Genomic DNA, 24,336 nt, shown 5'->3' with positions numbered 1-24,336 from the left:
GCCCGTCCATCCTTGTCATGCCGTTGTGGTGCAATGGTAAGCATGACTGCACGTCATTGCCGCCATGCTCGCACAGCGGCATTTTGTTGATTCACCGGTCTGGATATCATGTCAAGCAAGCTGCATCGTTACCGGCCCCGCCTGGCCATCGTCTTATCTTGCGCAGAGCACGCCGGCTGCATTTGCCGTAGCCGCCTGGTTTGCGCCAACCCCGATCTTACTCAAACTTCCCCCAGCACCCCATGAAAGACACAGGCGACAATTTGGCCCATGCGCAAGTACGGCCACCATCCGATCCGGAACCGATCCAGGCAACTGTAGCCGATCCCGACGTACCGCCGCCGGCCGCGCCGCCCAGGAAACGCCGTTCGCGCGTCTGGCCGATCTTCCTGCTGATCGTGCTGGCGCTGATTGCCGGCATCGCCTGGTTGGTCGTGCGCGAAGTGCGCAGCTCGGCATTGCAGGCAGAATTTTTCAGCCGCCTGAGCCGCCAGCTGAGCTACAAGGTCGAGCCGGGCGCCAGCCCCGCCGGCGCGATGCGCTATCCGCAGCACGGACCTTATGACGAGCGGCTCGGTTATGCCAGCCTGCCCGACTTTATCGGCAAGCTCAATGCGCGCGACTATACCGTCACGGCGCAGGCGCGCATGTCGCCGAAAATGGTGGAGCTGGCCGACATGGGTGTGTTCGCCACCTACCATGAAAAAAACCGCGCCGGCCTGACCATCCTCGACTGGCGCGCCGCGCCGCTGTTTTCGGCCGTTTATCCCGAGCGCGCCTTCAACAGTTTTGCCGAGGCGCCGCCAGCGCTGGTGCAAAGCCTGCTGTTCATCGAGAACCGCGAATTGCTCGACCCGGGCACGCCCGAGCGCAATCCTGCCGTCGAGTGGGACCGCCTGAGCAAGGCCGTGCTGGACAAGGGCTTGAACATGGTCGGCGGCCATCGCGGCGGCGGCGGCAGCACGCTGGCCACGCAGATCGAAAAATACCGCCATTCGGAAGACGGCCGCACCAGTTCCATGAAAGACAAGCTGCTGCAGATGCTGTCGGCCAGCCTGCGCTCGTACCAGGATGGCGAAAACACCATGGCCGTGCGGCGCAAGATCGTTGTCAATTACCTCAATACCGTGCCGCTGTCGGCAAAAAGCGGTTTTGGCGAAGTCAACGGTATCGGCGACGGCATGTGGGTCTGGTATGGCCGCAACTTCGACGAAGTCAAGCGGCAGCTCAATGCCAAGCTGGACCAGCCGGGCAGCGCGCTGGCCTACAAACAGGCGCTGAGCCTGTTGATCGCGCAGCGCCGTCCTTCGCATTACCTGGTGGCCGGCGGGGCCGACCTCGAAGCCCTGACCAACAGTCACTTGCGCCTGCTGGCGCAGGCCGGCGTGATCACGCCGCAGCTGCGCGACGCCGCCATGGCCCAGCCGCTGCGCCCTTCGACAGCATCCGGCGTGCAGTCGGAAGCTGCCACCTCGTTTGTCACGCGCAAGGCCTCGAATGCGGTGCGCAACCACCTGGCCAGCATGCTGGGCGACCCGCGCCTGTACAACCTCGACCGCCTGGACCTGAGTGTGGTCAGCACGCTCGACGCGCAGGCTCAAAATGAGGTGACGAAGGTGCTGCGCGAACTGCGCGACCCGGAAATGGCGAAAGCGGCCGGCCTGACGGGCAAGGGCATGCTGGGCAATGGCGACCCGGCCAATGTGGTGTACAGCTTTACCTTGCTGGAAAAGGGCGACAAGGCCAATTTGCTGCGCGTGCAGACCGATAACTTCGACCAGCCGCTCGACATCAACGAGGGCGCCAAGCTTGACCTCGGTTCCACCGCCAAGCTGCGCACCCTGGTCAGCTACCTCGACATTATTGACCAGCTGCAAAAGCGCTATGGCGCCATGTCGTCCGGCGAGCTGGCCAAGGTGGCCGTCGATCCGAAGGACATGCTGACGCAGTGGGGTGTTGCCTATCTGGCCTCGAAACCGCTGGGCGAGGCGCGCAACCTGCCGGACATGCTGGCAGCGGCGATGGAGCGCCAGTATTCGGGCAACCCCGCTGAAGGCTTTTTCACGGGCGGTGGCCTGCATCACTTCGGCAACTTCTCGAAGCTCGACGACAGCCGCATCATGACGGTGCAGCACGCCTTGCAGCAGTCGACCAACCTGGTGTTCGTGCGTTTGATGCGCGACGTGGCGCGCTACTATATGTTCTCGCGTCCCGATTCGTCGGCCTCGCTGCTGGCGGACGCCGACGATCCGCGCCGGGCCCAGTACCTGAGCCGCTTTGCCGACAAGGAAGGGCGCGAATTTTTGCACCGCTTCTACCAGAAGTACCGTGGCAAGAGCGTCGATGAGCAGGAGAAGGTCTTGCTGGCGAGCATACGTCCGACGCCGGTGCGCCTGGCCAATATCTATCGCACCATCAATCCGAAAGGCACGCAGGCCGAGTTTGCCGATTTCCTGAACGTCAACCTGACGTCGCAGAACGAAGTGCCTCCCGAGCGCGCGGCCAAATTGTACGATCAGTATGCGATGGAAAACTGGTCGCTGGCCGATCGTGGCTACCTGGCCAATGTCCATCCGCTGGAACTGTGGATGGTCGCCTTTTTGCGCCAGAACCCGGGCGCGACCTTGTCGCAGATGGTGACTGCAAGCGAGAAGCAGCGCCAGGAAGTGTACAAATGGCTGTTCAATACGCATCGCAAGCATGCGCAGGACCGCCGCATCGCCGACTTGCTGGAAGTCGAAGGTTTCCTGGAAATCCACCGCCAGTGGAAAAAAATGGGTTATCCGTTTGATTCGCTGGTGCCGTCGTTTGCCACCACCCTCGGTGCCTCGGCCGACCGTCCCGCTTCGCTGGCCGAATTGATGGGCATTATCATCAATGACGGCGTGCGCAAACCAAGCGTGCGCATCGACTCCATGCATTTTGCCGCCAACACGCCGTATGACACCATGGTCAAGCGCTCCGCCAACGCCAAGGCCGAGCAGGTGCTGTCGCCGGAGGTGGCGCGCGCGGTGGCCAAGGCGATCCGTGCAGTGGTCTCGGACGGTACCGCCAAGCGCGCAAAAACCGCATTTATCGGCGCCGACGGCCTGCCGATCCCGGTCGGCGGCAAGACCGGTACCGGCGACCAGCGCTTTGATGTGTATGGCGCCGGTGGCCGGCTGATCGAGTCGCGCTACGTGAACCGTTCGGCAACGTTTGTCTTCAATATCGGCGAGCGTTTCTACGGCAGCATGACCGCTTATGTGCGCGGGCCGGAGTCGAAAAACTACGACTTCACCAGTGCCTTGCCGGTGCAGTTGCTGGTCTCGCTGGCGCCCAGCCTGATGCCGCTGATTGACCCGGACGCACCAGTGCGTGCTGCGGTGAAACCGCCGGTCGTCCCGGTGGCCAAGCCGCCGCTTGCACAGGCAGCCAAGCCGGCAGTCAAACCGCCGGCCGAACAGGCAGCGAAGCGGGCAGTCAAGCCGCCGGCCACGCAGCCTGTCAAGCAGGCGGCCAAGCATCCGGAGAAGCCGCCCGTCAAGCCGGCAGCCAAGCATCCGGAGAAGCCGCCCGTCAAGCCGGCAGCCAAGCATCCGGAGAAACAGCCGCAGAAACAGCCAGCCAAGCAGCCAGCCAAACAGGCTGCCGATTAGCCTGCAAACGCCGCCGTCTTGTGCGCCAGGCGCGCATGATAGGCGGCGATTGCCGGATAATCGGGCCGCGCCATCGGCGCCATCAGCCAGCGCTTGACCGACAAGCCCAGCACGATATCGGCCAAAGTGAAGCGCTCGCCGCAGACATGCGCGCCGGTGCGCTGCAGCTGCTGTTCCAGCACACCCATCATCGCGTTCCAGCCGGCAATGCCGGCCGCCAGCAGCGCCGTATCCTGGTGTGCCGGACTCTGGCGCACCAGCGACATGAAGGCGTAGCGCCAGGAGTTGTTCAGCTCACCCATCTGCCAGTCCATCCATTTTTCCACCTGGGCACGCTCGCGCGGCTTCAGCGGCAGCAGGTCGTCGCGGCTTTCGCGCGCACACAGGTAGCGGCAGATGGTGTTCGACTCCCACAGCACCAGATCATCATCGACCAGCACCGGTACCATGGCGTTCGGATTGAGCGCCAGGAAGTCCGGCTCGCTGGTCGCCTTGAAGCCGCTGCCCCAGTCCTCGCGTTCATAGGGCAAATTCAGTTCTTCGCAGGTCCACAAGACCTTGCGGACATTGATCGAGGCGGCTTTTCCGAGAATTGTCAGCATGCGGGGCTCCGTATATGGGATGGAGTTACCACTGTAGCGCAGGCGGCGCTTGCATAGTTGCGCATTTGTTGGCATGGTAGCCCCCCATGAAACCCATGCGCCACCATATGACCAAAATCCTCGCGTTCAGCCGTTTTTCCGTACGCGACTTTCTCGCCGCCGCCGGCCCCACCTTGTTGCTGATCGCCGCTGTCTGCGCGCTGGCCTACTGGCTGGTCGATCCGGCGCCGCCGCGCCAGGTCAGGCTGTCGACCGGACAGGACAACAGTGCCTACGAAGAGTTCGCCAAGCAATACGCTGCCACCCTGGCCAAGCACGGCATCAAGGTCAGCTTGCAGCCCTCGCTGGGCTCGCAGGAAAACCTGCAGCGCCTGAACGCCGGTACGACCGACATCGCCTTTGTGCAAAGCGGCTCGACCGAACACGCTGATGCCGAGCGCCATGGCCTGATTTCCCTGGGCAGTCTGTTTACGGAGCCGGTCTGGCTGTTTTTGCGCGAAGACAAGGCGGTCACGGAGCTGACGCAATTGCGCGGCATGAAGATCAACCTGGGGCCGGAAGGCACGGGCGTGCCGGGCTTGTTCCGGCAATTGCTGGCTGTCAATGGCGTCGAGCCAAATGAACTGACCACCGGCGCGCTGCAAAACACGCCAGCCACGGTGGAACTGCTGGAAGGGCGCATCGATGGCCTGGTGTTCAGCTCGGCGCCGGAAGCGCCGTTGATCCAGATGCTGCTGCAAACGCCGGGTATCCGGCTGTTCGATTTTTCCCAGGCCGAAGCCTACACGCGGCGTTTGCCATTTTTGACGCATGTGGTGCTGCCGCGCGGCATCGTCGACCTGGGGCGCAATATCCCGGCCCAGGATTATCAGCTGATCGCGCCGACCGCCACCCTGGTGGCGCGCGAAGACCTGCATCCGGCGCTGGTCGACCTGTTCGTGCAGGCGGCCGCCGCGATCCATGGCGGCACCGGCTGGTTCCAGCAGCAGGGGCAGTTTCCGTCGGCGCGCTACACGGAAATTCCGGTGGCGCCCGAAGCGCTGAAATTCTACAAGGATGGCGCACCGGTACTGCAGCGCTACATGAGTTTCTGGCTGGCCAATTTCTTTGACCGCATGTGGGTAGTCGTGGTGGCGCTGGGGGCTTTGATCCTGCCGCTGTCGCGCGTGGTGCCGCCGCTGTATGTATGGCGCATCCGTTCGCGCGTGTACCGCTGGTACGGGCAGTTGCGCACGGTGGAGCAGGCGCTGGAAAATGTGCCTTTGGTGCGCCGCCCGCAGGTGTACGCAGAGCAATTGAAACGCCTGGACGAGATCGAAGAGATGGTCAACCAGATTTCGATTCCGCTGTCGTTTGCCGATGGGCTATACGGTTTGCGCAGCCATATCAATTTCGTGCGCAAACGCGTCTTGACACTGATGGGCGAGCATGCGCCAGCGGTTATACCAGAGTAACTGACAGCTTGCGCCCGACCAGCGCGGCGGCCCGCTCCAGGGTGGACAGAGTCACGTCGCTGGTGGGGTCGAGCAGGCGGTCGAGCTGCGAGCGGCTCGTTTGCAGCATCGCAGCCATGCGGGTTTTCGACAGCGATTGTTCCTGCATCGCTTGCGTCAATTGCCAGGCGATTACTTCCTTGATGGCCTGGGTTTGCGTTTGCTCAAAAATGCCTTCTTCCTTGAGGAAATCGTCGAGACTGCTGCCGAGATGGGGATGCGCTTGGGTCATCACAGTTCCTTCAGTCCTTTGCGCGCCAGCGCCAGGTCATCAATCGGCGTGGTACGGCTTTTCTTTATAAAACCGTGCAGCGCCACCAGGCAGTCGCCATGCTGGCAGATCAATACACGGGCGATGCGTTTGCCGGGCAGGCTGCTGCGAATTTCACACAAGCCCTGCCCGAGATGCCGGCACAGCGGCATGCCGGCGGGCCAGCGCCACTGTGCATGCATCAGGTCTTGCCCGATTATCTGGCGTTCGACGGCAGGCAGGCACTTGAGCCAGTCGCCACCGGTTCGCTGTCATTGCCGTTCGCATAGAACAGCAAGCTTATCTGCTTCAATTGGGAGCCATCCATGACGCACCTCAATTTTGTACTATAAAAGGTACTATTTCGCAAGGAGTATTTGCGCCACTTGAACCAGTGGCCATGGATGGTTATAAGCGATCTCAGCGCAGGTGATGGCTGGTCATGTCAAACACCTTGTGTGTTCAGGCACCCAGCCAGGGCAAGCCGGCCTTGCACCAGCCGCCGATTTCCTTGCGGTGGCCATCGGCGTCCTTGTCGCCTTCAAAGCCTTCCAGGATGTCGTAGCTGCTGGCGTAGCCATGTTCGGTGGCCAGCTTGGCCGCGTGGCGCGAGCGCACGCCGGAACGGCACAGGAACAGCAATATGGTGTCCTGGCCGGCCTGGCCGGCCAGTTGCTGCACGAAGTCGGGATTGGGTACGCCGCCCGGATAGGTGGCCCACTGTACCGCGCCATGCTGGGTGTCGGCGATATCGACCCGTCCGACCCAGTCGCGCTCGGCATTGGTGCGCACGTCGATCAGCTTGACGGCCGGGTCCAGTTGCAGCAACTCGTAGGCTTCCCTCGGCGTGACGGCGCCAGCATACGGCGTACCCTCGTTGGCACGGCTGCGGGCAAGGTTCAGGATTTCGGCTGCGGTGCTCATGATGTGCTCCTGTGTGGGAATCGGTGTGGACGACTGTGGGTCATTATAGTGCGCCGGCGACGCACCGCAAACGACAGCGCCGGGTGCACCATGATGTGGCGTTTTCTATGTTTTCAAAGAAAATGTCACAAATTGGTGCATTATTTATCTTTCGCACTTGCATGGTGCATTTTTATTTATCCCTATACACACAAAAAATTAGACCTGATGAAACTTTCACAGGGATAGCCTTGGTATTGCGATACCGGCCCTGGCGACTTAGACGCTGGCATGGAATCTGCTATGATCCCTGTGAGTTTTGGTCGCACGCAATCTTTGCTTGGCAGCATCAGCCCAGACGCATTCGGGTCGGCTCACCCCACATTCATTTAGGAGATACGCATGGCAATGACAGCCGCAGAAGTCTTGAAGATGGTAGAAGAGAACGAAGTCAAATTCGTTGATTTCCGCTTTGCCGACACCCGTGGTAAAGAGCAGCATGTAACGGTGCCCGTGTCGCACTTCGACATGGACAAATTTGAATCGGGTCACGCCTTCGACGGCTCCTCGATCGCTGGCTGGAAGGGCATTGAAGCGTCCGACATGATTTTGCTGCCGGATCCAAGCACCGCCAATATCGACCCGTTCATGGAAGAAACCACCCTGTTCATGCAGTGCGACGTGATCGAACCGTCGGACGGCAAGGGCTACGACCGCGACCCGCGCTCGATCGCGAAACGCGCCGAAGCCTATCTGAAATCGTCGGGCATGGGCGACACCGCCTACTTCGGCCCTGAGCCAGAATTCTTCATCTTCGACAGCGTGCGCTGGAAAATCGACATGTCGGGCTGCTTCGTCAAGATTGGTTCGGACGAAGGTTCGTGGTCGACCGGCAAGGACATCGAAGGCGGCAACAGCGGCCACCGTCCTACCGTCAAGGGCGGCTACTTCCCGGTGCCACCAGTGGACAGCTTCCAGGACATGCGTTCGGAAATGTGCCTGATTCTGGAGTCCCTGGGCATCCCGGTCGAAGTGCACCACCATGAAGTCGCTGGCGCCGGCCAGAACGAAATCGGCACCAAATTCTCGACCCTGGTCGAGCGCGCCGACTGGACGCAGAACCTGAAATACGTGGTCTGGAACGTGGCCCACAGCTATGGCAAGACCGCCACCTTCATGCCGAAACCTATCGTTGGCGACAACGGTTCGGGCATGCACGTGCACCAGTCGGTATGGAAAGACGGCAAGAACCTGTTCGCTGGCGATGGCTATGCCGGCCTGTCCGATTTCGCCCTGTACTACATCGGCGGCATCATCAAGCACGCCAAGGCACTGAACGCGATCACCAACCCGGGCACCAACTCGTACAAGCGCCTGGTTCCAGGCTACGAAGCACCGGTGAAACTGGCGTACTCGGCGAAAAACCGTTCCGCCTCGATCCGTATTCCGCACGTCGCCAATCCAAAAGGCCGCCGCGTCGAAGCACGTTTCCCGGATCCACTGGCCAACCCATACCTGTGCTTCGCCGCACTGCTGATGGCCGGCCTGGACGGTGTTGCCAACAAGATCCATCCGGGCGAAGCCGCCTCCAAAGATCTGTACCATCTGCCGCCTGAGGAAGATGCACTGATCCCTACCGTCTGCGCTTCGCTGGAAGAAGCCCTGGACGCACTGGACAAGGACCGCGAGTTCCTGACCCGTGGCGGCGTGTTCAGCGATTCCATGATCGATGCTTACCTGGAACTGAAAATGCAGGACGTGCAGCGCATGCGCATGACCACGCATCCTGCCGAGTTCGACATGTACTACTCGCTGTAATGGCGTGATGCCGGCAACACTGCTGGCAAGCAACCAAAACGCGGGGTGAGGCTTTCGGTCTTCCCCGCGTTTTTTCATGGGCACGCAGGCATGATGTTGTATAGTCGGCCCGGTACCGTGAGAGCTGACAGGAGTGGAAAGTGAACAAGCAATACAGGATGGCGCTGGCAGCAGCCTTGCTGGGCGCTGCCAGCTTGGCGCATGGGCAATTGTATGTCTGCAGTGATGCCCAGGGCCATAAAACCTATACCGACAAGCGCGAAAACGCGGCGTGCAAGCTGCTCGATTTGCCCGGCGCCATGACGGAGCCGCCGCGCAGGAGCGCACCGCCGGCCGCACCAAACGCCAGGCCGCCAGCCCAGGCTGGCGCTACGCCGGCCACCGCCTTTCCCCGTGTCGATGGCGCTGAACAGCGCGCGCGCGACCTGGACCGGCGACAGATACTGCAAGACGAGCTGCGCAGCGAAGAGCAGAAGCTGGCGGCGCAGCGCCAGGAATTGAACGAGGGCCAGCCCGAACGCCAGGGTAACGAGCGCAACTATGCGAAATACCTGGAGCGGGTAGCCCAACTGAAAGACAACCTCGGCCGGACGCAGCAAAACGTCGAGGCCTTGAAACGTGAGATTGCGAATATCCGATGACTGATTCCACTACTCCCGCACGCCGTCCACCCCATCTGGCCGGGCTGGACCTGCTGGCCTCGGCCGTGATCGTGCTCGACCAGGACGGCCGCATCAGCTACGCCAATGCGGCGGCGGAAAACTTGCTGGAAAGTTCGCTGAAAGCGCTGTCGCGGCAAAAGTTGACGGCCTTGTTCATCAATCCCGAGGAGCTGGCCGGCATCTGTGCCCAGGCGCGCGAACACAAGTTTTCCGACCTGCGCCAGGACCTGAGCCTGGAGCGCATCGGGCGCGACCCTTTGCGCGTGCACAGCATTATCAGCGCGCTGGACGGCCCCGAGGACAGCATCCTGATCGAGCTGCGTGAAAACGTGCAGCAACTGAAGCTGGACCGCGAAGAGCGCATCCTCGACCAGAGCCAGGTCAACAAGGAGCTGATCCGCAACCTGGCGCATGAAATCAAGAACCCGCTGGGCGGCATCCGCGGCGCGGCGCAGCTGCTGGAACTCGAATTGCCGGCGCTGCACCTCAGTGAGTTGCGCGAATACACGCAGGTCATCATCAAGGAAGCGGACCGTCTGCAAACCCTGGTCGACCGCCTGCTGGCGCCGCACCGTCGCCCGCATATCGTCGGCGACGTGAATATCCACGAAGTATGCGAGCGCGTGCGCAGCCTGATCCTGGCCGAGTTTCCCAGCGGCCTGACGATCTTGCGCGACTATGATGCGTCGATTCCCGAGTTTCGTGGCGACAAGGAGCAACTGATACAGACCGTGCTCAACATTGCCCACAACGCGGCGCAAGCGCTGTCCGAACGGATAGAAGCGGGCGACGCGGAGCTGATTTTCAAGACGCGCGTGGCGCGCCAGGTGACGTTGGCCAAGGTTCGCTACGGCCTGGCATTAGACTTGCATATCATTGACAATGGACCGGGCATCGCACCCCAGATCCGTGACCGGATTTTCTACCCGCTGGTGTCGGGACGGGAAGGCGGCAGCGGATTGGGACTGACCTTGGCACAGACCTTCGTGCAACAGCACCTGGGCGTGATCGAATGCGAAAGCCGGCCTGGATATACCGATTTCAGGATTGTTTTACCTTTGCCATAAGCGTGGGAAGCACCTGCCGTCGTATCCCACTCATGAAATCCATTGCGGGACGCACACACTAATGAAGCCAATCTGGATAGTTGACGACGACGAATCAATCCGCTGGGTGCTGGAAAAAGCCCTGGCCCGTGAAAACCTGGCCACCAAGAGCTTTGCCAATGCGCGCGACGCCATTGCCGCGCTTGAATTCGATACGCCGCAAGTGCTGGTATCCGACATCCGCATGCCGGGCGCGTCAGGGCTGGACCTGCTGCAGATGGTCAAGACGCGCTTTCCCGGCCTGCCCGTCATTATCATTACGGCCTTTTCCGACCTCGATTCGGCCGTCGCCTCGTTCCAGGGCGGCGCCTTTGAATATCTGGCCAAGCCCTTCGATATCGACAAGGCGGTCGAACTGATACGGCGCGCGCTCGAAGAAAGCCTGCGCGAGACCAGCGTTGAAGCAGGTCCGTCGGAAACGCCGGAAATCCTCGGCCAGGCGCCGGCCATGCAGGAAGTGTTTCGCGCCATCGGCCGTTTGTCGCAATCGAACGTGACGGTGCTGATCACGGGCGAGTCCGGTTCCGGCAAGGAACTGGTGGCGCGCGCGCTGCACAAGCACAGCCCGCGCGCAGCCCAGCCCTTTATTGCCCTGAATACGGCGGCGATCCCGAAAGACCTGCTGGAATCGGAACTGTTCGGCCACGAGCGGGGCGCATTTACGGGCGCGCAGACTACCCGCCGCGGTCGCTTCGAGCAGGCCGAGAACGGTACCCTGTTTTTGGACGAGATCGGCGACATGCCGTTCGACCTGCAGACGCGCTTGCTGCGGGTGCTGTCGGATGGGCATTTCTACCGGGTTGGCGGTCATCAGCCTATGAAGGCCAATGTGCGCGTGATTACCGCCACCCACCAGAACCTCGAACAGCGCGTGCGCGACGGCCTGTTTCGCGAAGACTTGTATCACCGCCTGAACGTGATCCGTTTGCGCCTGCCCAGTTTGAGGGAGCGGCGTGAGGATATCCCCATTTTGGTGCGTCACTTCCTGGTGCAAAGCGCGCGCCAGCTGGGCGTGGAAGCGAAGCGCATGAGCGAGCCGACGATGCAATTTCTCAGCAGCCTCGATTTGCCCGGCAATGTGCGCCAGCTGGAGAATCTGTGCAACTGGATCACCGTCATGGCGCCCGGCCAGACAGTGGAAATCAAGGACTTGCCGCTGGAACTGACGCAGGGACAAGGGCCGGGGCAGGGCGAGTCGACCGGCATGAGCAACCCGTCCGCGCCGCAGCAGGCGCAGGGCGAGCTGCCTTCCGGCGCACCGCACGGTGGCCAGGTGTTCGACGCCGCTGCACCGATCAATGGTGCGCCGCCGGGCTGGATCGGCTTGCTGGAAATGCAGGCGGCCGGCATGCTGGGGGCAGGGCAGCAGGAAGTGATGGCAGTGCTGGGTCGCCAGTTCGAGTCGGCCCTGATCAAGACGGCACTCAAGCATACGCACGGGCGCAAGAATGACGCCGCCGTGCGCCTGGGCATCGGTCGCAACACCATTACCCGCAAGATCTCGGAACTGGGCATCGACGGCGCCAAGGAAGACTGATCGCGGTAGCTGCTGTTCCTTTCGGGCGGGGCGTTCTGCTCCGCCCGCTTTCCTTCTCGCGTGTTTCCTTGCACGCCACAACACACCGCGAACAATAGGGTAAGCTGGCGCCTGCCGGACTGTGTCGTCCGGCATCAACTTGAACGATGGAACTGTATGCTGATTAACTGTGTTGCCTACCAGGATGGCAAGAAACTGGCCGACTTGCCGATTGACGATATCAGCGACTACGTGGAGCGTCCCGATTGCTTCGTGTGGGTCGCCTTGCTCGACGCCACGCCCGATGAACTGAAGCAGATGCAGCACGAATTCTGCCTGCATGAACTGGCGGTGGAAGACGCGCAGCGCGGCCACCAGCGCCCGAAGATCGAGGAATATGGCGATTCGCTGTTTGCGGTGGTAAAAACCGTGGAAATGGTGGGCGATGAACTGGTGCTGGGTGAAGTCGATATCTTTGTCGGCAGCAACTATGTGCTGTCCTCGCGCAGCAACAGCTCGCAGGGTTTCCTGGGCGTGCGCGCACGCGCCGAGCGCGAACCGCACCTGCTGCGCCAGGGCTCGGCCTTTGTGCTGTATGCACTGATGGATGCCGTCGTTGACCGCTATTTTCCCATCCTCGATGCGTTCGAATCGGAACTGGAGGCGATCGAGGACCGCATGTTCGATTCCGGTACCGAGCGCGACAACATCGAACGGCTGTACCAGCTGAAACGCAAGGTGATGGTGCTGCGCCATGTGGTGGCGCCACTGATGGAAGCGGTGGGCAAATTGCACGGTGGGCGCGTGCCGCCGCTGGCGCACGACACACAGGAATATTTCCGCGACGTCCACGACCACCTGGCGCGCATCAACGGCACGCTCGACTCGATCCGCGACACCATCAGCACGGCGATCCAGGTCAACCTGTCGATGGTGGCCATCGACGAGAGTGAAGTGAACAAGCAACTGGCGGCCTGGGCTGCCATCTTTGCCGTATTTACCGCCTTTGCCGGGATCTGGGGCATGAACTTCAAGTTCATGCCGGAACTGGACTGGCACTATGGTTATCCGGCCGCCGTGGCCGTGATGTGCGGCGCTTGCGGCTATATGTATTACCTGTTCAAGCGCTCGGGCTGGCTATAAAAATTTCCGCACATCTGTATTATTTAATAATTTCCGGAGGTACAATCAGCGAGGGTCCGCCTTTGCTGGCCTGCGAGGAGGGCCCGCTTGCCGCGCTGTGCAGGAGCACGCATGAGTATTCCGCTGTTTGATGTCAATTCGCAAGAACCTCTGTTCGACCAGGCGCAGCGGCGCACCCTGGCCGAAGCGGCACTGCGCTCGATTGCTGCCTCAACGGCGCAGGCACGCGGCGACGATTTCCTGCGCATCCTGGTGCGCGAACTGGCCGAAGCACTCGATGTGCAGTATGTGCTTGCCGGCCAGCTGATCGGCCAGCTTGATGGCGGGGAAGGCATCCGCACGCTGGCCTTCTGGGGTGGCAAGGGCTACCGGGACAATATCGAATACAGCCTGCAGCACACACCCTGCGAAGAGGTAACGCAGCAGGACATGTGTTTTCATGGAAACGATATCCAGCGCCGCTTTCCGCTCGATGCCATGCTGGCCGACATGCGCGCCGAGAGCTATATCGGCATGCCGCTGCTCGATACGGAAGGACGCACCCTGGGCATCCTGTCGGCCATCGACACGCGGCCCATCGACGAAGACAAGCGTCTGCTGGCGCTGTTGCTGCTGTCGATTTTTTCGGCCCGTGGTGCGGCCGAGCTGCAGCACCAGGAACGCACGCGCCAGCTCGAAGATATCGTGCGCCAGCGCAGTGAATCGCTGCTGGCGGCCCAGGCAAGCTTGCTGGAGCAGGAGCAGATGGCGGCACTCGGCTCGCTGGTGGCCGGTGTCTCGCACGAAGTCAATACGCCGATCGGCGTGGCGCTGACGGCGGCGTCGAGCATGGGCAGCTATGCCGACCAACTGGTGTGCATGCTGTCGGCGCCGAAGGTCAGCCGTACCGAGCTGATCGACATCGCCAAGGCTTTGACGGGCGCCGCCGCGCTGGTCGAGCGCAACCTGACGCGGGCGGCTGAGCTGATCGGTAATTTCAAGCAACTGGCGGTGGACCAGGCCAGCGAATACGTCACCGATCTGGTGCTGCACGACTATGTGCACGGCCTGGTTTCGGCGCACAGCCCCGAGTTGCGCAAGTCGACCTTGCAGGTGCACATCGAGATCGATCCGGCTTGCCGGGTGCGCCTTGAATCAGGCAAGTTGTCGCAGATACTGTCGAACCTGCTGATGAACAGCGCCCGGCATGGCTACCCGAATGGTGGCCCCGGGCAAATCACCATCCGCGCCAGCCTGGAGGCACCGGTGAACGGCATACCATGGCTGTCACTCGAATTTTGCGATGACGGCATCGGCCTGGCGCCAGCCGTGCGCGAACACATGTTCGAACCGTTTTTCACCACCAAGCGCGGCAAGGGCGGCTCGGGCCTGGGCATGCATATCGTGCATACCATCGTGCAGCAGCTGGGCGGCCAGGTGCGCGCCATCGACGGCGCTGCCGGCTGCCATATTCACATCAGGCTGCCGCTGGCAGCCTGATGGCTGGTCTTATTTGGCGGCTGCGATAGCCAGCGCCACCGCTTCGGCCACCTTGATGCCATCGACCGCCGCCGACAGAATGCCGCCGGCGTAGCCCGCGCCTTCGCCGGCCGGAAACAGGCCGCGTGTGTTCAGGCTTTGCAGGTCATCGTCGCGGCGCTTGATGCGGATCGGCGACGAGGTGCGTGTTTCCACCCCCGTCAGCACGGCGTCGGCCTTGTAATAACCCTTGATCTGCTTGTTAAAGGCCGGAAACGCTTCGCGCAGCGCCGTGATGGCATATTCGGGCAGGGCCGGCGCCAGGTCGGTCAGGTGCACCGCCGGCTTGTAGGACGGCACCACGCTGCCGAACTCGGTCGAGGCGCGGCCGGCCACGAAGTCGCCCACCAGCTGGCCCGGCGCGTCGTAGTTGCCGCCGCCCAGTGCGAACGCGCGTTCTTCCAGCTCGCGCTGCAGCGCGATGCCGGCCAGCGGGTCACCGGGATAGTCGGCCGGGGTGATGCCGACCACGATGGCGCTGTTGGCATTGCGTTCATTGCGCGAATACTGGCTCATGCCGTTCGTTACCAAACGGCCCGGCTCGGACGCGGCTGCCACCACCGTGCCGCCCGGGCACATGCAGAAGCTGTAGACCGAGCGGCCATTGCTGGCGTGGTGCACCAGCTTGTAGTCGGCCGCGCCGAGGATAGGGTGGCCGGCGCTGGGGCCGAAGCGGCAGCTGTCGATCAGGGATTGCGGGTGTTCGACGCGAAAACCGATCGAAAACGGTTTTGCTTCGATATACACGCCGCGCTGGTGCAGCATTTCAAAGGTGTCGCGCGCGCTATGGCCGATCGCCAGCACCACATGGTTGCTGGCGATGGTCTCGCCGCTGGCCAGCACCACGCCGCGCACCTGGCCGCCGTCCGGACCTGGCACGATATCGATATCGACCACCTTGCTCTCGAAACGGTATTCGCCGCCCAGCTGCTCGATATTGGCGCGCATTGCTTCCACCATTTTCACCAGGCGGAAGGTGCCGATATGCGGCTTGCTGACATACATGATCTCTTCCGGTGCGCCGGCCTTGACGAATTCTGTCAGCACCTTGCGCCCGTAATGTTTCGGATCCTTGATCTGGCTGTACAGCTTGCCGTCCGAAAAGGTGCCGGCGCCGCCTTCGCCGAACTGCACGTTCGACTCCGGGTTCAGTTCGCGCTTGCGCCAGAAACCAAAGGTGTCCACGGTGCGCTCGCGCACCTGCTTGCCGCGCTCGAGGATGATCGGGCGCAGGCCCATTTGCGCCAGGATCAGTGCGACGAACAGGCCGCAGGGGCCAGTGCCTATGACGATCGGACGCGGCTGCTTGCTATGGCCGGCCAGCTGCTCGCCGCCGGCGACGAATTTGTACTCGGTGTCGGGCGCCGGCATCAGATGGATGTCGTGTTTCAGGCGCGCCAGCACGGTTGCTTCATTGCGCACGTCGACGTGCAGCGAATAGATCAGCACCACCGCGCTGCGCTTGCGCGCGTCGTAGCTGCGCTTGAAGACGGTAAAGCCGAGCAAATCGGTGGCCGGAATGGCCAGGCGAGCCAGGATGGCGGCGCTCAAGGCCGCTTCGTCGTGTTCGAGGGGGAGTTTTAATTCGTTCAGTCGCAACATGATATATGTCTGAAAAATTGCCGGGCTCCGTAGTTAGCGGAGAATCTGCGGACCCGATTGCCGGGCGGTGCATGCCGCGCTGCAACATGGTCCAGAACCCCTATTTTAACCCGCAACGCCCAGCCCCAGAAGTGCGCCGTTGCCGTTGCCGTTGGAATATGTGGAAAATCTTTGTTGCCCCTCGCTTGGATGAATGCACCAAAGCGGTGAAAATACTATCCATTGCAGTGCTTTAATAGTAAATAGCGCACCATCATAATGCGTCGATTTTTTTTGCATTGCAACAACTGTTGTTTTTACATCTGTATCAATTTGTTTCGTTGACATGCAAACCCTCTCCGTGATTTGATGAAGTATTGTTACAGGCTGATCGTTTAATTAATTGGTGAAGTGAAGTATTAAAAACTGCATATTTATATAAGAAATTTATTTCCTCGCATATCTCGTTCATATTAAATCGCCTGTTGATGTTATATCCATCGTCTGTTGTCGTTGCATGATGTAATGCGTCTGAATATGGCATTATTACAGTGTTTTCTTGATTGATGCGTGCCGTTTTTCTGGCGGCACGCATTCGCCTTTCTCTGCCCGCTTTCCTTTTTTTATTTCAATGTTGCGCAAATGGAACAGTCGTTCATGCGTTATTGACCAGTTGGCTGCAATATGTTCCGATGTGACCTTGGTTATATTTAATTGCAGATATAACCGTTGAATGCCTTGCTTGCAAAGCAGAGCAGGATAAAATGGTGTTGGCAACAACTGGCTTTAATATGAACGCGTAAAAACGCATAAGGCGCAAACAAGACTGCTTTATAAAAGCGGTAATGCCGTGCTCATAACTATATATAGGGAACCACATGTTAAGAAAAACTGTTTTAGTACGGGCTTTGTCGATCGCATTCAGCGCTTCGGTGCTGGCAACTGCAATCGTGCCGGTCGTCATGGCGCAGTCGAACGCTACCGGTAACATCATCGGTAAAGTCGCGCCGGACGCCAGCGCGTCCATCTCGATTGTCGGTACCGACAACGGGCTGAAACGGGTAATTTCACCCGATGCGAGCGGCAGCTTCCGCATCACTTCTTTGCCTGTTGGTAACTATAAAGTGACCTTGCTGAAAGGCAGTTCCGTGGTTGGCGCGCAAGACGTGGAAGTACGCATCGGCCAGGAAAGCGAGGTGTCCCTGCAGCCGTCGGCGCAACAGGTGCAGACTGTCAACGTGACAAGTCGACGACGCGCCATCGACGTCACCAGTTCCAACTCCGGTTCCTCGTTCAATTCGCGCGAGTTGGCCACCTTGCCATTGGCGCCATCGGTCGCCAATATCGTCCAGCTCGCCGGCGGCACCACCCGTGCCGACTCGCGCTACGGCAACAACGCTGCCAGCTTCGGCGGCTCAAGCGCCTCCGAGAACGCGGCCTACATCAACGGTTTCCCCGTTACCAGCAGCCTGTACCAGGTCGGTTACTCCTCGCTGCCATTCGGTTCGATCGCGGAGGCACAGATCATCACCGGCGGCTACGGCGCGGAATTTGGCCGTTCGACTGGCGGCGTGGTCAATATCACCACCAAAAGTGGCACCAACAACTGGGAATTCGGCGCGGGCTTCACGTATGCCCCCGATTCCCTGCGCGGTACGGCGAAGAACATCAAGTTCCAGAATACGGGTGCCAATCCGAATACCGATGGCACAATCTACAACTACAAGGCAGGCGACAAACAAACCGAGCGCGTCTACAACGCCTTTGTCAGCGGCCCGCTGATCAAGGACAAGCTGTTCATCTACCTGGGTGGCGAGTTCACCAAGATGGACCGCGAAACGGCCCGCCTGGCGTCGACCAGCACGGTCAATGGCCAAACCGGCTGGCTGGTGCAGAAATCGGAAGTTCCACGCTATATCGCCAAAATTGATTGGAATATTACCGACAACAACCGCCTGGAATACACGCATATTGCGGATGAGTCGAATGTCGATGATGCCTACTATGGTTTCGACTACGGTACCAAGCAGCGCGGCTATGTACAGAACGGCGGCGCCAAGTTCAAGAACTATTCGGCCGGTATCCTCGGCCTGACCGCTACCGGCGCCGCACTGGCGGCAGCACAGGGTTCGAACGTCGATATCCTCAAATACACCGGGTACATCACCGACGATTTCACGGTACAGGCCCTGATCGGCCAAGCCAAGACAGAACGCGTGCAAGATCCGTTCGGTTATATCGCCGGCCTGCGTCCGATTGTCGCCTCTCCTGGCAACCAGGTGCCTGGTGTGAACTACAATCCATCGCAGGTACAAGGTTTCAGCTCGGCCTTGCTGCGCGAAGGTGCCAATGATGTCAACAAGGGCTACCGTCTTGACCTCGAGTACAAGCTGAACAAACAGCACACCATCCGTGGTGGTCTCGATCACAACAAGATCACGGCTTTGAACGGCACCGAATCGGCTGGCGGCGGCACCTGGACCTACCTGAAGACCAATCCGAATACCGTTTTGTCCGGCCACAATATTTCCCCGGCAGCGGGTGGTGGCTACGGCGTCGGAGGTTACTATGTGCGTGAAAATATCCAGCGCGGCGGCTCGACCCCAACCGTCAAACAGTCGGCGCAATACCTGGAAGACCGCTATCAGGTGACCGATGACCTGGTCGTGACCCTGGGTGTGCGCAATGAGTCGTTCGACAACCTGAACGGTAGCGGCGAAACCTTTGTCAAACAGAAAAACATGGTGGCGCCACGCCTGAACGCGGCCTGGAATGTATATGGCGACGGTTCGCTGAAATTGTTCGGTACGGCCGGCCGCTACTTCATGCAGCTGCCAGCCAACATGGCCGTGCGTTTCGCCGGTGCGTCGCTCAATACCGACCGTTTCTACACCTACACCGGCGTCGATCCTGTCACCGGCGCGCCGATCGGCCTGAACCCGATCAGTAATGTTTTGTCGGCGAACAATGAGTTTGGCCAGGAAAAACGCGCCAATGAATTGTCGGCAACCAACCTGAAAGCCCACTACCAGGACGAGATCAACCTGGGCTTTGAAAAAGTGCTGTCGGCCAAGTTCAACGGCGGTATCAAACTGACCTACCGCAAGCTGAAAAACACCATCGATGATTATTCTGACCCACGCGCCATCTCCGCCAAGCTGACCGGTGCCGAGAAAGAATACTTCGATGACCATGGCTGGAACGGCGCACTGTTCAATCCGGGCAAAGACAATACCTTCATGATCCCGGTCGGCCCGAACGGCGCCCAGCGCGCAGTGACCATCACTGCCGCCGATGCCGGTTTCCCGGAAAAAGCCAAACGCACCTATACCTCGCTGGAATTCATGCTCGAGCATCCGATGCGCGATGGCTGGTACGGCAAGGCGAACTACACCTGGTCGCGCAGCGAAGGCAACCAGGAAGGCCAGACCAAGTCGGACAACGGCCAGGCTGACGTGGGCTTCAGCTCCGGCTGGGACTTCCCTGAAACCATGTTGAACGCCAGCGGCTTGTTGCCGAATAACCGTACCCACCAGTTCAAGGCCTACGGTTACTACGAGTTCACCAACCAGTTTGGCATGGGCGGCAATTTGCTGGTCGCCAGCGGCCGTCCAAAATCGCGGACATGTAATATTCCGTCGGCGCTCGACCAGGATGGCCTGGGCCTTTCCCAGTACGGTTCGATCTTCTTCCTGTGCCCGGATGGCGCCAACGGCCGTGGCGCCCTGGGTACCTTGCCGACGGAAGCGCGCCTGGACTTGAACTTCATGTACAAGCCACAGCAGTTGAACGGTCTGGTGTTCAAGGTTGATGTGCTCAACGTGACCAACCGCCAGGTGGCGCAAGCGATCGATGAAGGCTACAACACCAGCGCCGCCGGTACCGCCATCAGCCCGACCGCCCTGATGGAAACGGCCTACTCGGCACCGCGCAGCGTGCGTCTGTCGGCCCAGTACAGCCACAAGTTCTGATGTAGTCAAACCGCCGGCAACTGCCGGCGGCAGCCTGAAAGACAACGCCCCGCCAGCTGCGAAGCTGGCGGGGCGTTTGCCTCTATGCCGACGATGGCCCTTTTACATGCCGCTCCACGAGGCGCCGAGGATGGCCAGCGCCGCCAGTCCCGCCGTTTCCGTGCGCAGGATACGTGGACCCATCGACAAACCGACAGCGCCTGCCGCCATGGCCGCACTTTCTTCGGCCTCGGTAAACCCGCCTTCCGGCCCGACCATCAGTGTGACTGCCTGCGGTGGCTGCTGGCGTGCCCAGTCGGCCAGCGACTGTTCCGCACGCGGCGTCAGGATGATGCGCTGGTGCAGGTCCTGTTGACGGCTCCATTGGTTAAAGTCCTGCAGCGGTGCGAGTTGCGCCACGCGGTTGCGCCCGCTTTGTTCCGAGGCCGAGACGATGATGGCCTGCCAGTGCGCCAGCTTCTTTTCCGCCCGCTCGGCGGACAAGCGCACCACGCAGCGCTGGGCCGCCAGCGGCACGATGCCGGCCGCGCCCAGTTCGATCGCTTTTTCGATGATCCAGTCCATTTTCGACGCTTCGGGCAGGGCTTGCGCCAGGGTTACGGCATACGGCAGCTCGACCTCGCGCGCAATATGGGCTTGCACCTCGGCGGTCACGCTGCGCTTGGCGACCGAGACGATGCTGGCTTGCACTTCGCCGCCCTCGCCATTGAAGAGGGTGATCAGTTCACCGGGCGCCAGACGCACTACGGCGATATGGTGGGCGACGGCTTCCGGCAGGGCGATGGTGGTGCCGGGGATTAGTGGCTGGGGGCAGTAAAAACGTGACATGCAATTCCTGGATAGGGCTGATTGAAGATCAATAAGGCGGCAAAGTATAGCGAGTTAGCGTGGCAGTACGCTGCAATTCTAATTTGCACGCCCCCAGTCTGGTAAAATACTTGACTACAAAAGCGGCCGGCCGCCTGTCCGCGCTGCTGCAAACGAATTCCAAACTCGCGACTGACCCACACCACCATGACAACTTTGCCCCCAACGAACAAAATGGCCAATGCGATCCGCGCACTGGCAATGGACGCTGTACAAAAGGCTAACTCCGGCCATCCTGGCATGCCGATGGGCATGGCCGAGATCGCAGTTGCCCTGTGGAGTGGGCATTACCGCCACAACCCGGCCAATCCGAAATGGCCTAACCGCGACCGTTTCCTGCTGTCCAACGGCCACGGCTCGATGCTGCATTATTCGCTGCTGCACCTGACCGGCTACGAGCTGTCGATGGATGACATCAAGGCCTTCCGCCAGATGCATTCGAAAACCCCGGGCCACCCGGAAGTCGACATCACGCCCGGCATTGAAACGACCACCGGCCCGCTGGGCCAGGGGCTGGCCAACGCCGTCGGCATGGCGCTGTCCGAGCAGTTGCTGGCCGCCGAGTTCAACAAACCGGGCCACGACATCGTCAACCACTACACCTACGCATTCGTTGGCGACGGCTGCCTGATGGAAGGCATTTCGCACGAAGTGTGCGCGCTGGCCGGCACGCTGGGCCTGAACAAGCTGATCGCCCTGTACGACGATAACGGCATTTCCATCGACGGCAAGGTTGAAGGCTGGTTTACCGACGATACCCCGGCCCGTTTCGAAGCCTATGGCTGGAACGTGATCCGCGCCGTCGACGGTCATGACGTCGCTGCTGTCGACGCCGCCATTACCAGCGCCAAAACTTCCTCGAAGCCGACCCTGATCTGCTGCAAGACCATTATCGGCAAGGGTTCGCCGAACCTGCAAGGTGGCGACAAGGTCCATGGCGCCGCCCTGGGCGACAAGGAAATCGCCGCCGTGCGCGAATACATCGGCTGGGATTCTGCCCCGTTCGAGATCCCTGCGGACCTGTACACGGCCTGGGATGCGAAAGAGCAAGGCGCGGTGCTGGAAAATGACTGGAACGAGCGTTTCGCCGCCTACAGCACGGAATTCCCGCAACAGGCAGCCGAACTGTCGCGCCGCATGAAGGGCGACTTGCCGGAAGCGTTTGAAACCGCACTGGCCGCAGCGATCGCTTCCTGCGTCGAGAAAAAAGAAAACATCGCCACCCGCAAGGCCAGCCAGAACGCCATCCAGGCACTGGCCTCGTCGCTGCCGGAATTCCTCGGCGGCTCGGCCGACCTGACCAGCTCGAACCTGACCAACTGGAAAGAATCGATTCCTGTGCGTTCGGGCAAACCGGGCAACCACGTCAACTATGGCGTGCGCGAATTCGGCATGAGCGCCATCATGAACGGCATCACCCTGCACGGCGGCTATATTCCGTTCGGTGCAACGTTCCTGACGTTCTCCGACTACAGCCGCAATGCGCTGCGCATGGCCGCGCTGATGAAACTGCGTTCGATCTTCGTGTTTACCCACGATTCGATCGGCCTGGGCGAAGACGGCCCGACCCACCAGTCGGTAGAGCACATCTCGTCGATGCGCCTGATCCCGAACCTGGACAACTGGCGTCCGTGCGACACGGTTGAATCGGCCGTGGCCTGGGGCGCTGCTGTACGCCGCAAGGATGGCCCGTCGACCCTGATCTTCTCGCGCCAGAACCTGCCGTACCAGGAACGGTCCAATGAAACGATCGCCAATATCTTCCGCGGCGGCTATGTGCTGAACGATGTGGCTGACGCAAAAGCAATCCTGATCGCCACCGGTTCCGAAGTGGAACTGGCGGTCGCCGCCGCCAGCGCGCTGGCCTCGGAAGGCATCAATGTGCGCGTGGTCTCGATGCCGTCAACCGACGTGTATGACCGCCAGGACGCTGCTTACAAAGCAAGTGTCCTGACCAAAGGCGTGCCGCGCGTTGCCATCGAAGCGGGCGTGACCAGCTTCTGGTACAAATATGTCGGCCTGGAAGGCGCCGTGGTCGGTATCGATACCTTCGGCGAGTCGGCTCCGGCCGGCGTGCTGTTCAAGCATTTCGGTTTCACCGTCGAGAACGTCGTGGCGAAGGTCAAGGCGGTGATCGCCGGCTAATGTAGTTGCGCCGCCAGCGTCCCGCAGATGGGCGCGGCGGCGAGCAGATTTTTAATGTGCCAAGTCCTTTCTATTTCAATCAGGAGCAGAGTATGACGATCAAAGTTGCAATCAATGGCTACGGCCGCATCGGCCGCAATGTATTGCGCGCTTTCTACGAAGGCGGCAAGAAACAGGACATCCAGATCGTTGCCATCAACGACCTGGGCGATGCCAAATCGAACGCCCACCTGACCCGCTACGACACCGCGCACGGCAAGTTCCCGGGCACTGTGACCGTTGAAGGCGACAACATGATCGTCAACGGCGATCCGATCCGCGTTTTTGCACAGCGCAATCCTGCTGAAATTCCTTGGGGCGAGCTGGGTGTGGACGTGGTTCTGGAGTGCACCGGCTTCTTCACCACCAAGGAAAAAGCGTCGGCCCACCTGAAGGGCGGCGCCAAGAAAGTCATTATCTCGGCACCAGGCGGCAAGGACGTTGACGCCACCATCGTGTTCGGCGTGAACCAGGACGTATTGAAATCGACCGACACCGTCATCTCGAACGCCTCGTGCACCACCAACTGCCTGGCCCCGCTGGTCAAGCCGCTGAACGACGCCATCGGCCTGGAAACCGGCCTGATGACCACCGTGCACGCCTACACCAACGACCAGGTGCTGAGCGACGTGATGCATGAAGACCTGCGCCGCGCCCGTTCGGCCACCATGAGCATGATCCCGACCAAGACCGGCGCCGCCGCTGCAGTTGGCCTGGTGCTGCCAGAGCTGAACGGCAAGCTGGACGGTTTCGCGATTCGCGTGCCGACCATTAACGTCTCGCTGGTTGACCTGTCCTTTATCGCCAAGCGCGACACTACGGTCGAAGAAGTCAATGCCCTGATGAAGGCCGCTGCCGAAGGTCCTTTGGCTGGCATCCTGACCTACCAGACCGAACCGCTGGTATCGATCGACTTCAACCACAACCCGGCTTCGTCGAATTTCGATTCGACCCTGACCAAAGTGTCGGGCCGCCTGGTGAAAGTATCGTCGTGGTACGACAATGAGTGGGGTTTCTCGAACCGCATGCTCGACACCACCGTCGCGCTGATGTCGGCCAAGTAAGTCTTTCTCGTACTTTCCAG

18 protein-coding genes are annotated in these 24,336 nt (G+C 60.6%); 11 read left to right on the top strand and 7 right to left on the bottom strand.

The window, feature by feature from the left end; all coding sequences use genetic code 11:
• Nucleotides 1-242: 242 nt before the first annotated feature.
• Nucleotides 243-3,638, top strand: a complete 3,396-nt coding sequence (locus tag ACQ4WM_RS12360) for a transglycosylase domain-containing protein (protein WP_436546963.1) — start codon at nt 243-245, stop codon at nt 3,636-3,638.
• Here the strand turns inward: ACQ4WM_RS12360 and ACQ4WM_RS12355 are convergent.
• Nucleotides 3,635-4,240, bottom strand: a complete 606-nt coding sequence (locus ACQ4WM_RS12355; RefSeq protein WP_436546962.1) for a glutathione S-transferase family protein — start codon at nt 4,238-4,240, stop codon at nt 3,635-3,637. The genes ACQ4WM_RS12360 and ACQ4WM_RS12355 overlap by 4 nt on opposite strands.
• Nucleotides 4,241-4,347: 107 nt before the next feature.
• Between ACQ4WM_RS12355 and ACQ4WM_RS12350 the strand changes: the two genes are divergently transcribed.
• On the top strand, nt 4,348-5,694 hold the full coding sequence (locus ACQ4WM_RS12350) for a TAXI family TRAP transporter solute-binding subunit (protein WP_436546961.1): 1,347 nt from the start codon (nt 4,348-4,350) through the stop codon (nt 5,692-5,694).
• On the opposite strand, the gene ACQ4WM_RS12345 is transcribed toward ACQ4WM_RS12350, so the two are convergent.
• The 3 genes from ACQ4WM_RS12345 to ACQ4WM_RS12335 all read right to left on the bottom strand — a co-directional run bounded on the left by ACQ4WM_RS12345 (nt 5,681) and on the right by ACQ4WM_RS12335 (nt 6,907).
• Nucleotides 5,681-5,965 (bottom strand): Fis family transcriptional regulator, encoded by a 285-nt coding sequence (locus ACQ4WM_RS12345; protein ID WP_436546960.1) that lies wholly within the window; start codon nt 5,963-5,965, stop codon nt 5,681-5,683. The genes ACQ4WM_RS12350 and ACQ4WM_RS12345 overlap by 14 nt on opposite strands.
• The gene (locus tag ACQ4WM_RS12340) at nt 5,965-6,186 is read right to left on the bottom strand and encodes a type II toxin-antitoxin system RelE/ParE family toxin (protein WP_436546959.1); all 222 of its coding nucleotides are present in this window, start codon (nt 6,184-6,186) and stop codon (nt 5,965-5,967) included. The genes ACQ4WM_RS12345 and ACQ4WM_RS12340 overlap by 1 nt, the downstream gene beginning before the upstream one ends.
• Before the next feature lie 259 nt (nt 6,187-6,445).
• Nucleotides 6,446-6,907 carry a rhodanese-like domain-containing protein gene (locus ACQ4WM_RS12335; RefSeq protein WP_436546958.1) on the bottom strand — a complete coding sequence of 154 codons (462 nt, stop codon included), beginning with the start codon at nt 6,905-6,907 and terminating at the stop codon, nt 6,446-6,448.
• 381 nt (nt 6,908-7,288) lie between these two features.
• Between ACQ4WM_RS12335 and glnA the strand changes: the two genes are divergently transcribed.
• From glnA to ACQ4WM_RS12305, 6 genes are all read left to right on the top strand, one after another.
• Entirely contained in the window at nt 7,289-8,704 is a 1,416-nt protein-coding gene (glnA, locus tag ACQ4WM_RS12330; RefSeq protein WP_065307351.1) for a type I glutamate--ammonia ligase, read from the top strand.
• 140 nt (nt 8,705-8,844) lie between these two features.
• Nucleotides 8,845-9,345, top strand: coding sequence for a DUF4124 domain-containing protein (locus ACQ4WM_RS12325; protein WP_436546957.1), 501 nt, complete (start codon nt 8,845-8,847; stop codon nt 9,343-9,345).
• Nucleotides 9,342-10,433 (top strand): nitrogen regulation protein NR(II), encoded by a 1,092-nt coding sequence (gene glnL, locus ACQ4WM_RS12320; protein ID WP_436546956.1) that lies wholly within the window; start codon nt 9,342-9,344, stop codon nt 10,431-10,433. Before ACQ4WM_RS12325 ends, glnL begins: the two co-directional genes overlap by 4 nt.
• 61 nt (nt 10,434-10,494) lie before the next feature.
• The gene (gene ntrC / locus ACQ4WM_RS12315; protein WP_436546955.1) at nt 10,495-12,009 is read left to right on the top strand and encodes a nitrogen regulation protein NR(I); all 1,515 of its coding nucleotides are present in this window, start codon (nt 10,495-10,497) and stop codon (nt 12,007-12,009) included.
• Between the two features lie 156 nt (nt 12,010-12,165).
• Nucleotides 12,166-13,131, top strand: coding sequence for a magnesium/cobalt transporter CorA (gene corA, locus ACQ4WM_RS12310; RefSeq protein ID WP_436546954.1), 966 nt, complete (start codon nt 12,166-12,168; stop codon nt 13,129-13,131).
• Nucleotides 13,132-13,242: 111 nt separating this feature from the next.
• Entirely contained in the window at nt 13,243-14,610 is a 1,368-nt protein-coding gene (locus ACQ4WM_RS12305; protein WP_436546953.1) for a sensor histidine kinase, read from the top strand.
• A 9-nt stretch (nt 14,611-14,619) separates the two neighbouring features.
• On the opposite strand, the gene ACQ4WM_RS12300 is transcribed toward ACQ4WM_RS12305, so the two are convergent.
• Both ACQ4WM_RS12300 and ACQ4WM_RS12295 read right to left on the bottom strand, forming a co-directional pair.
• On the bottom strand, nt 14,620-16,251 hold the full coding sequence (locus ACQ4WM_RS12300) for an NAD(P)/FAD-dependent oxidoreductase (protein WP_436546952.1): 1,632 nt from the start codon (nt 16,249-16,251) through the stop codon (nt 14,620-14,622).
• A gap of 105 nt (nt 16,252-16,356) precedes the next feature.
• Nucleotides 16,357-16,578 carry a hypothetical protein gene (locus tag ACQ4WM_RS12295; RefSeq protein ID WP_436546951.1) on the bottom strand — a complete coding sequence of 74 codons (222 nt, stop codon included), beginning with the start codon at nt 16,576-16,578 and terminating at the stop codon, nt 16,357-16,359.
• Between the two features lie 530 nt (nt 16,579-17,108).
• On the opposite strand from ACQ4WM_RS12295, the gene ACQ4WM_RS12290 reads away from it, so the two are divergent.
• A complete protein-coding gene (locus ACQ4WM_RS12290; protein ID WP_436546950.1) occupies nt 17,109-20,201 on the top strand; it encodes a TonB-dependent receptor in 3,093 nt (1,030 codons plus the stop codon).
• A 102-nt stretch (nt 20,202-20,303) separates the two neighbouring features.
• On the opposite strand, the gene ACQ4WM_RS12285 is transcribed toward ACQ4WM_RS12290, so the two are convergent.
• Nucleotides 20,304-21,029, bottom strand: a complete 726-nt coding sequence (locus ACQ4WM_RS12285; protein ID WP_436546949.1) for a 16S rRNA (uracil(1498)-N(3))-methyltransferase — start codon at nt 21,027-21,029, stop codon at nt 20,304-20,306.
• A 213-nt stretch (nt 21,030-21,242) separates the two neighbouring features.
• On the opposite strand from ACQ4WM_RS12285, the gene tkt reads away from it, so the two are divergent.
• Nucleotides 21,243-23,213 carry a transketolase gene (gene tkt, locus ACQ4WM_RS12280; RefSeq protein WP_436546948.1) on the top strand — a complete coding sequence of 657 codons (1,971 nt, stop codon included), beginning with the start codon at nt 21,243-21,245 and terminating at the stop codon, nt 23,211-23,213.
• A gap of 92 nt (nt 23,214-23,305) precedes the next feature.
• A complete protein-coding gene (gene gap / locus ACQ4WM_RS12275; RefSeq protein ID WP_436546947.1) occupies nt 23,306-24,316 on the top strand; it encodes a type I glyceraldehyde-3-phosphate dehydrogenase in 1,011 nt (336 codons plus the stop codon).
• The last annotated feature ends 20 nt before the right edge of the window (nt 24,317-24,336 follow it).

Source organism: Janthinobacterium longum (genome assembly GCF_051380735.1).
Classification (GTDB): domain Bacteria; phylum Pseudomonadota; class Gammaproteobacteria; order Burkholderiales; family Burkholderiaceae_D; genus Janthinobacterium.
This window is presented reverse-complemented; position numbering and strand designations above follow the sequence as displayed.